Below are 6578 nucleotides of genomic sequence, written 5' to 3'. Positions count from 1 at the left end.
CCTTCTGCGCGCACTGCCGCACAAAGCGCACCTTCATGGACGGCGAGCGCCGGCGACCCGGCGTCCGTGAAGGGTAGAAAGTTGCGGCCACCCGCACAGAAGGGACCCTTCATGCCGGTGGGGTTGGTGGCCACCGACCTGGACGGCACGATCGTGGGCCACGACGGCACCGTGTCGGCGCGCACGGTGGCCGCGCTGGCCGCGGTCGAGGACGCCGGGGTGCCCCTCGTCCTGGTCACCGGCCGGCCGCCGCGCTGGATGCGCCCCGTCGTCGAGGCCACCGGCCACCGCGGGGTGGCCATCTGCGCCAACGGCGGCGTCGTCTACGACCTGCACACCGAGCGGATCCTCGAGGCGTTCCTGCTCCCGCTGGACGCCGGCCTTGAGGCGGTCCGCCGGATCCGCGAGGTCATGCCCCGGGCCGTCTTCGCCGTCGAGACCGGCGCCGGGTTCTCCCACGAGCCGGCCTACCGGACCCGCTGGGACTCGCACCTCGCCGCGGTGCGGATCGCCCCGGCCGAGGAGCTGGTCGCCGTCCCCGTCGTCAAGCTGCTCGTGCGCGACGAGGACAGCGACGGCGACGCCATGCTCGAGCTCGCCCGGCAGGCGCTCGGCGGCCTGGTCGAGGTCACCCACTCCAACCCCAACGACTGCCTGCTGGAGATCTCCGCCCTCGGGGTCAGCAAGGCGACCACGCTCGCCAGGGTCGCCGCGGAGCACGGCGTCGAGGCCGCCGACGTCCTCGCGTTCGGTGACCAGCCGAACGACCTGCCGATGCTGGCCTGGGCCGGCACCGCCTACGCGGTGGCCAACGCCCACCCCGAGGTGCTCGCGGCCGTGCCGCTGCACACCGCCTCGGTCGACGAGGACGGCGTCGCCCAGGTGCTGGAGAACCTCCTCGCTGACGGCGGGCTGCGCCGATAGCCTCCCCGGGTGCCCGTCATCGAGGTCTCCGGCGCGCGCAAGACCTACCGCCGTCGCCGCCGACCGCCGGAGCGGGCGCTCGACGGCCTCGACTTGGTCGTCGATGAGGGCGGCGTGCACGGCTTCCTGGGTCCCAACGGCTCGGGCAAGACCACCACGATCCGGATGCTGCTCGGCCTGGTCAGCGGCGACGCCGGTGAGCTGCGCCTGCTCGGCCGCCCGGTCCCCGACCAGCTGCCGGCCGTGGCGGGCGACGTCGGCTCGCTGGTCGAGACCCCGCTGTTCTTCCCCACCTTCAGCGGACGCCGCAACCTCGAGGTGCTCGCCCTCACCGCAGGGGTGGCCAAGCCGAGGATCGAGGAGTGCCTGGAGACGGTCGGGCTGCGTGACCGGGCCGACGACGCCGTCAAGGGCTACTCGCTCGGCATGAAGCAGCGGCTGGGCATCGCGGCCGCGCTGCTCAAGGGCCCCCGGCTGCTCATCCTGGACGAGCCGTCCAACGGCCTGGACCCCGCCGGCATCGTCGAGATGCGCGAGCTGGTGCGCCGCCTCGGGTCCGATGGCCGAACCACCGTGTTCCTGTCGTCGCACCTGCTCGGCGAGGTGCAGCAGGTCTGCGACCACGTGACGATCCTGGCCCGGGGCCGCTGCGTCACCAGTGGGCCGGTCGCCGAGGTGCTGGCCAGCCGGGACACCGGCGACGTCCGGCTGCGCCTGGACGACCCGACCGCGGGACGGGCCGTCCTCGAGGCGGCCGGCTACACGGTGACCTCGCTCGGCGACGCGTGGCAGGTGCACGCGGTGACCGACCCGGCCGCGGTGACCCGGCTGCTGGCCGAGCGCGGCCTGTTCCTGTCGGAGCTGTCCCCGATCAGCGCCGACCTCGAGAGCGTCTTCCTCGAGCTGACCAAGGATGCCTCCCTGTGAGCACCGCCGACCCCGTCATGACCGGGACGGCGGTGACCCGGCGCCCGTCGCTGCTGCGCGCGGAGGTGCTGCGGATCCGTTCCCGCCGGCTGGTCCGGCTGCTGCTCGTCCTCGGCTACCTCGTGGTCGTCCTGGTCTTCGCCGGCACGCTGCTCAACACCGGTCGGCCGTCGGCCGGCCAGCTCGCGGCCGCGCAGGCGCAGGCCGACCAGGTCGTGGCCCAGTGCCGCTCGAGCGTTCCCGCCGACCAGGTCGAGCAGGCGTGCGCGGGGATCACCGCCGAGCAGTTCATCCGCCGGCATCCGTTCGAGGTCAGCGGGCTGCGCGGGGGTGCACTCGGGGTCGGCGCCGGGTTCGCCGCGCTCGCGTTCGTCATCGGCGCCTCGAGCGGGGGCGCCGAATGGACGGCGAAGACGCTGCCGGTACTGCTCACCTGGGAGCCGCGACGGGTCCGGGTCACCCTCACCAAGGTGGCCGTCGTCGTGGCCACCGTCCTGCTGGCGACAGCGCTCGCCGAGCTGCTGTGGACCGGGCTCGGCTCGGCGCTGGTGTCGCTGCGGGGCTCCTGGACCCCCCGTCCCGCAGGCTTCTGGGCCGACCTGCTGGCCACCCAGGGGCGGGCGGTGCTCCTGGCCGGACTGGCCGGTACCGGGGGCTTCGCCCTGGCCAACCTGATCCGCAACACCGGTGCCGCGCTGGGCATCGCCTTCGTCTACTTCGCCTTCCTGGAGAGCGTGGTCCGAGCCGTGTGGCACTGGGGTGAACAGTGGCTGCTGGTGACCAACGTGACCGCCTTCCTCCAGCACGGGGGCGTGGACCTGTACCTCAGGGACCGGGTCGACCCGACCACCGGCAGCTTCACCAGCGTGGTCGTGCACCTGACGAACCTGCGCGCCGGGCTCACCCTGGCCGTCTACACCGCCGTCGCCGTGCTGGTCGCCGTGCTGGTGTTCCGGCGCCGCGACCTCACCTGACCGGCCGCAGGACGGACTACAGGTACGGGCCGTTCGAGCGCCGCGGGACCTGCTCCTCCTCCTGCGACGGGCCTTCGGTCCCGACCGGCAGGGCGCGGCGGCGCATCTCCTCGAACTGCGCCCGCGCGGCCATCTGCTGGGCGAACAGCGCGGTCTGGATGCCGTGGAACAGCCCCTCCAGCCAGCCGACCAGCTGGGCCTGCGCGATCCTCAGCTCGGCCTCGGACGGCACGGTGTCCTCGCCGAACGGCAGGGCCAGCCGGTCCAGCTCCTCGACCAGCTCGGGGGCCAGCCCGCTCTCCAGCTCCTGGATCGAGCGGCGGTGGATGTCCCGCAGCCGGGCCCGGCCGGCCTCGTCCAGCGGTGCCTGCCGGACCTCGTCGAGCAGCTGCTTGATCATGCTGCCGATGCGCATCACCTTGGCCGGCTGCTCGACCAGGTCCGCGACCGAGGCCACCTGCTCGCTGTCGTCGTCCTGCGCCTCGCCGACCGGCACCCCGCCCAGCACGCCGAGCGGCTGGCCGCCCGGTCCCACGACGACGATCTGGGCGTCCGCGTCCGGCTCGTTCATGTGCCCATCCAACCTCATGACGGCGGACGCCGGTACCTGAGGTCAGGTCCCGACCGACAGGACCACCTTGCCGACGACTGCACCCGCCTCGACCAACCGGTGCGCCTCGGCCGCCTGGTCGACCGGGAGCACCTGGTCCACCACCGGGACCACCCGGCCGGACTCCAGCAGCGGCCATACGTGCTCGCGCACCGACCGCACGATCGCGGCCTTCTCCTCGTCCGGACGGGCCCGCAGGGTGGTGCCCAGCACGGCGGCCCGCTTGCCCATGAGCTGACCCAGGTCCAGCTCGGCCCGGGCGCCGCCCTGCAGCCCGATCACCACGAGCCGGCCGTTCACGGCCAGCGCCGAGACGTTGCGGGCCAGGTAGGAGGCGCCCATGAGATCGAGGATCACGTCCGCGCCATGACCGTCGGTCGCAGCCCGCAGCGACTCGACGAAGTCCTGCTCGCGGTAGTTGATGGTGACGTCCGCGCCGAGCGCGCGGCAGCGGTCCAGCTTGGCCGCGGAGCCCGCGGTCACGGCCACCCGGGCACCGGCGGCCGTGGCCAGCTGGATCGCCAGGGTGCCGATCCCCGACCCGCCGCCGTGCACGAGCAGGGTCTCGCCGGGGCGCAGGGCGACCAGCATGAACACGTTCGACCAGACCGTGCAGGCGGCCTCCGGCAGGCCGGCCGCCGCGACCAGGTCGACCCCGGACGGCACCGGCAGCAGGTGCGCCGCCGGCGCCAGCACCTGCTCGGCGTACCCGCCACCGGGCAGCAGCGCGCAGACCTGGTCGCCGACCGACCACCCGTCCACCCCAGGCCCCACCGCGGTGACCGTTCCCGAGCACTCCAGCCCCGGGTACGGCGGTGCCCCGGGCGGCGGCGGGTAGTGGCCCAGCCGCTGCAGCAGGTCGGCCCGGTTGACCGCGGTGGCCGCCACCCGCAGCAGCACCTGGCCGGCGCCCGGTGCGGGCGGGTCGGGGACCTCCTCCCAGCTGAGCATCTCGGGCCCGCCGGGCTCGGTGATCTGGACGGCGTGCACGGGGGCTCCCTACTCCTGCACGGACTGCGTGGACGGCGAAGCGTCGGCGGGCGTGTCGTCCGGAGCCGCCTGGCGCACGACAACCACCCGGCCGCCGCGCTGGAACAGCTTGACCGACCCATCGGTGAACCGGCTGACCGCGCCGTCCCGGATCACGGCCAGCACCATGTCGGCGCTCTCCGCGGGGGACCGGCCGAGCTCCTCGCGGGTGACCTCGCGCTCGACCACCTCGAGCCCCTCCCCGGCCACCGGCAGGTCCTCCATGATCCCGCCGGCGACCGGTGCGGACACCGACAGCGCCAGCGGCCGCCCGGCTGCGGCCGCCGAGTGGATCACCGAGTCGGCCCCGCTCTGGGTGAGCAGCGCGACGTTGTCCGACTCGCGTACGGCGCACACGATCCGGCTGCCCGGGTTGAGCCGTCGGGTGGTCAGCACCACGAGTGCGGCGGTGTCGTCCCGGTGCGCCGAGACGATCACGTTGGCGGCCCGCTCCACCTCGGCACGGCGCGGCACTTCGACCCGGGTGGCATCCCCGATCACCCCGGCGACGCCTATCCGGTTGGCCTCGGCGATGGCGTCGGCCGACGGGTCGATCACCACGACGCGGGACGCCGGCCGGCCGTCGTCCAGCAGGCCCTGCAGCGCGCTGCGCCCCTTGGTGCCGAAGCCGACGGTCACGGTGTGGTCGTGCACGTGGGACCTCCAGCGGCTGACCCGGTCGTCGTGGCGGCTGCGGGCGGCCAGCACCTCGATGGTGGTGCCGACGAGGAGCACCGGCAAGACGATCCGCAGCGGGGTGACGACCAGCACGTTGCTCAGCCGGGCGCCGTCGCTGACCGGGGTGATGTCGCCGTAGCCGGTCGTCGAGAGCGTGACGGTGGCGTGGTAGGCCGCGTCCAGCAGGGACACCGCGCCGTCCGCGCTGTCCCGGTAGCTGCCGCGGTCCACCCAGACGAGGGCCACCACGACGACCAGCACGGCCAGCGCCAGCAGCAGCCGGGTCACCACGGCCCGCAGCGGGCTGACCGCCTTGCTCGGCAGCGCGAGGTCGACCCCCGGGCCGAGCGTCGGCGCCACCACCGGTCGTCGCCGCCCCCCCGCCATGGTCCGAGCCTAGGCTCCGGGCAGCCGCAGCAGCCGGACGTCGCTGCCGGCCAGGCCGCCGTGCGGCGGGATCACGGCCATCGCGTCGGCGGTCACCAGCCCACGCAGCATCGCCGGGCCGACATGGTGCAGCGGGACGCCACCGCGCACCGGCACCAGCCGGGTGTCGTGGGGGTGCCCGGTGACGGTCTCGCGCAGCGTGGTCAGCACGGGCTCCGGCTCGAGACGGCGCAGCAGCCCGCACAGCACCGGCTCGGCGAGCGTGAGCAGGCCGGACACCGCGGCCAGCGGGTTGCCCGGCAGGCCCACCAGCGGCCGGCCGTCCGGCAGCCGGGCCAGCAGCATCGGGTGTCCCGGACGGACGGCGACGCCGTCGACGAGCACCCTGGCCCCGACCTGGGCCAGCACGGCGTGCAGGTGGTCGACCGGGCCACGGGCCGTCGACCCGGTGGTCACCACGACGTCCGCGTCGGCGGCGGCCAGGGCCGCGGCGAGCGCCTCGGCGGTGTCCGGCACCCGCTGCGGGGTGCACGCCTCGGCGCCGAGCGCGGCCAGCCAGCCGGGCAGCATCGGGCCGAGAGCGTCGCGGACCTGGCCGTGCCTGGCCACCCCGTCGTCGAGCAGCTCGTCACCGAGGACCAGCGCCTGCACCCGGGGAGGGACCACCACGGGCAGCCGGTCGTAGCCGGCTGCCGCGGCCAGTCCGAGCAGGGCCGGCGTGACCGTCGTGCCGGCCGCGGCCACCTCGTCGCCCACGCGACACTCGCCGGCCGCCGGGCGCACGTCGGTCTCGGCTGGCGGTCGCGGGCCGGTCAGTGTGTCGGCGTCCTCGGTGCCGTCCTCCCGGCGCAGCACCGCGTCCGCGCCGGGCGGGAGGCCGGCCCCGGTGGCGATGCGCACCGCGGTGCCCGCGCCCAGCGGCTGCGGCCGGGACCCCGCGAGCACGGTGCCGACCACCCGCCAGGGGCCCTGGCCGCGCACCGCCCAGCCGTCCATCGCGGACGTTGGCCACGGCGGCAGGTCGCTGCGCGCGGTCAGCGCAGCGGCCA

General features: G+C 75.0%; 7 protein-coding genes. 3 read left to right on the top strand and 4 right to left on the bottom strand.

Annotated features, from left to right (window positions below; all coding sequences use genetic code 11):
* Window positions 1-111 precede the first annotated feature (111 nt).
* From VIM19_17865 to VIM19_17855, 3 genes are read left to right on the top strand one after another with little or no spacing between them, the layout of a single operon-like run.
* A complete protein-coding gene (locus tag VIM19_17865) occupies window positions 112-924 on the top strand; it encodes an HAD family hydrolase (GenBank protein ID HEY5186720.1) in 813 nt (270 codons plus the stop codon).
* 9 nt (window positions 925-933) lie between these two features.
* Window positions 934-1851: an ABC transporter ATP-binding protein gene (locus VIM19_17860; GenBank protein ID HEY5186719.1), complete on the top strand. Its 918-nt coding sequence runs from the start codon at window positions 934-936 to the stop codon at window positions 1849-1851.
* Entirely contained in the window at window positions 1848-2825 is a 978-nt protein-coding gene (locus VIM19_17855) for a hypothetical protein (protein ID HEY5186718.1), read from the top strand. Before VIM19_17860 ends, VIM19_17855 begins: the two co-directional genes overlap by 4 nt.
* Before the next feature lie 16 nt (window positions 2826-2841).
* Here the strand turns inward: VIM19_17855 and VIM19_17850 are convergent, their stop codons facing one another.
* The 4 genes from VIM19_17850 to VIM19_17835 all read right to left on the bottom strand — a co-directional run.
* Entirely contained in the window at window positions 2842-3396 is a 555-nt protein-coding gene (locus tag VIM19_17850; protein HEY5186717.1) for a bacterial proteasome activator family protein, read from the bottom strand.
* Between the two features lie 42 nt (window positions 3397-3438).
* On the bottom strand, window positions 3439-4425 hold the full coding sequence (locus VIM19_17845) for an NAD(P)H-quinone oxidoreductase (protein ID HEY5186716.1): 987 nt from the start codon (window positions 4423-4425) through the stop codon (window positions 3439-3441).
* A gap of 9 nt (window positions 4426-4434) precedes the next feature.
* Window positions 4435-5529, bottom strand: a complete 1095-nt coding sequence (locus tag VIM19_17840; protein HEY5186715.1) for a potassium channel family protein — start codon at window positions 5527-5529, stop codon at window positions 4435-4437.
* Between the two features lie 9 nt (window positions 5530-5538).
* Window positions 5539-6578: molybdopterin-binding protein (locus tag VIM19_17835; GenBank protein HEY5186714.1), on the bottom strand; the 1040-nt coding region annotated here is incomplete at its 5' end.

The organism is Actinomycetes bacterium (assembly GCA_036510875.1).
Taxonomy (GTDB): Bacteria; Actinomycetota; Actinomycetes; order Prado026; family Prado026; genus DATCDE01.
Note: the sequence above shows the minus strand (reverse complement) of the source record. Positions and strands in the feature narration are given on the sequence as shown.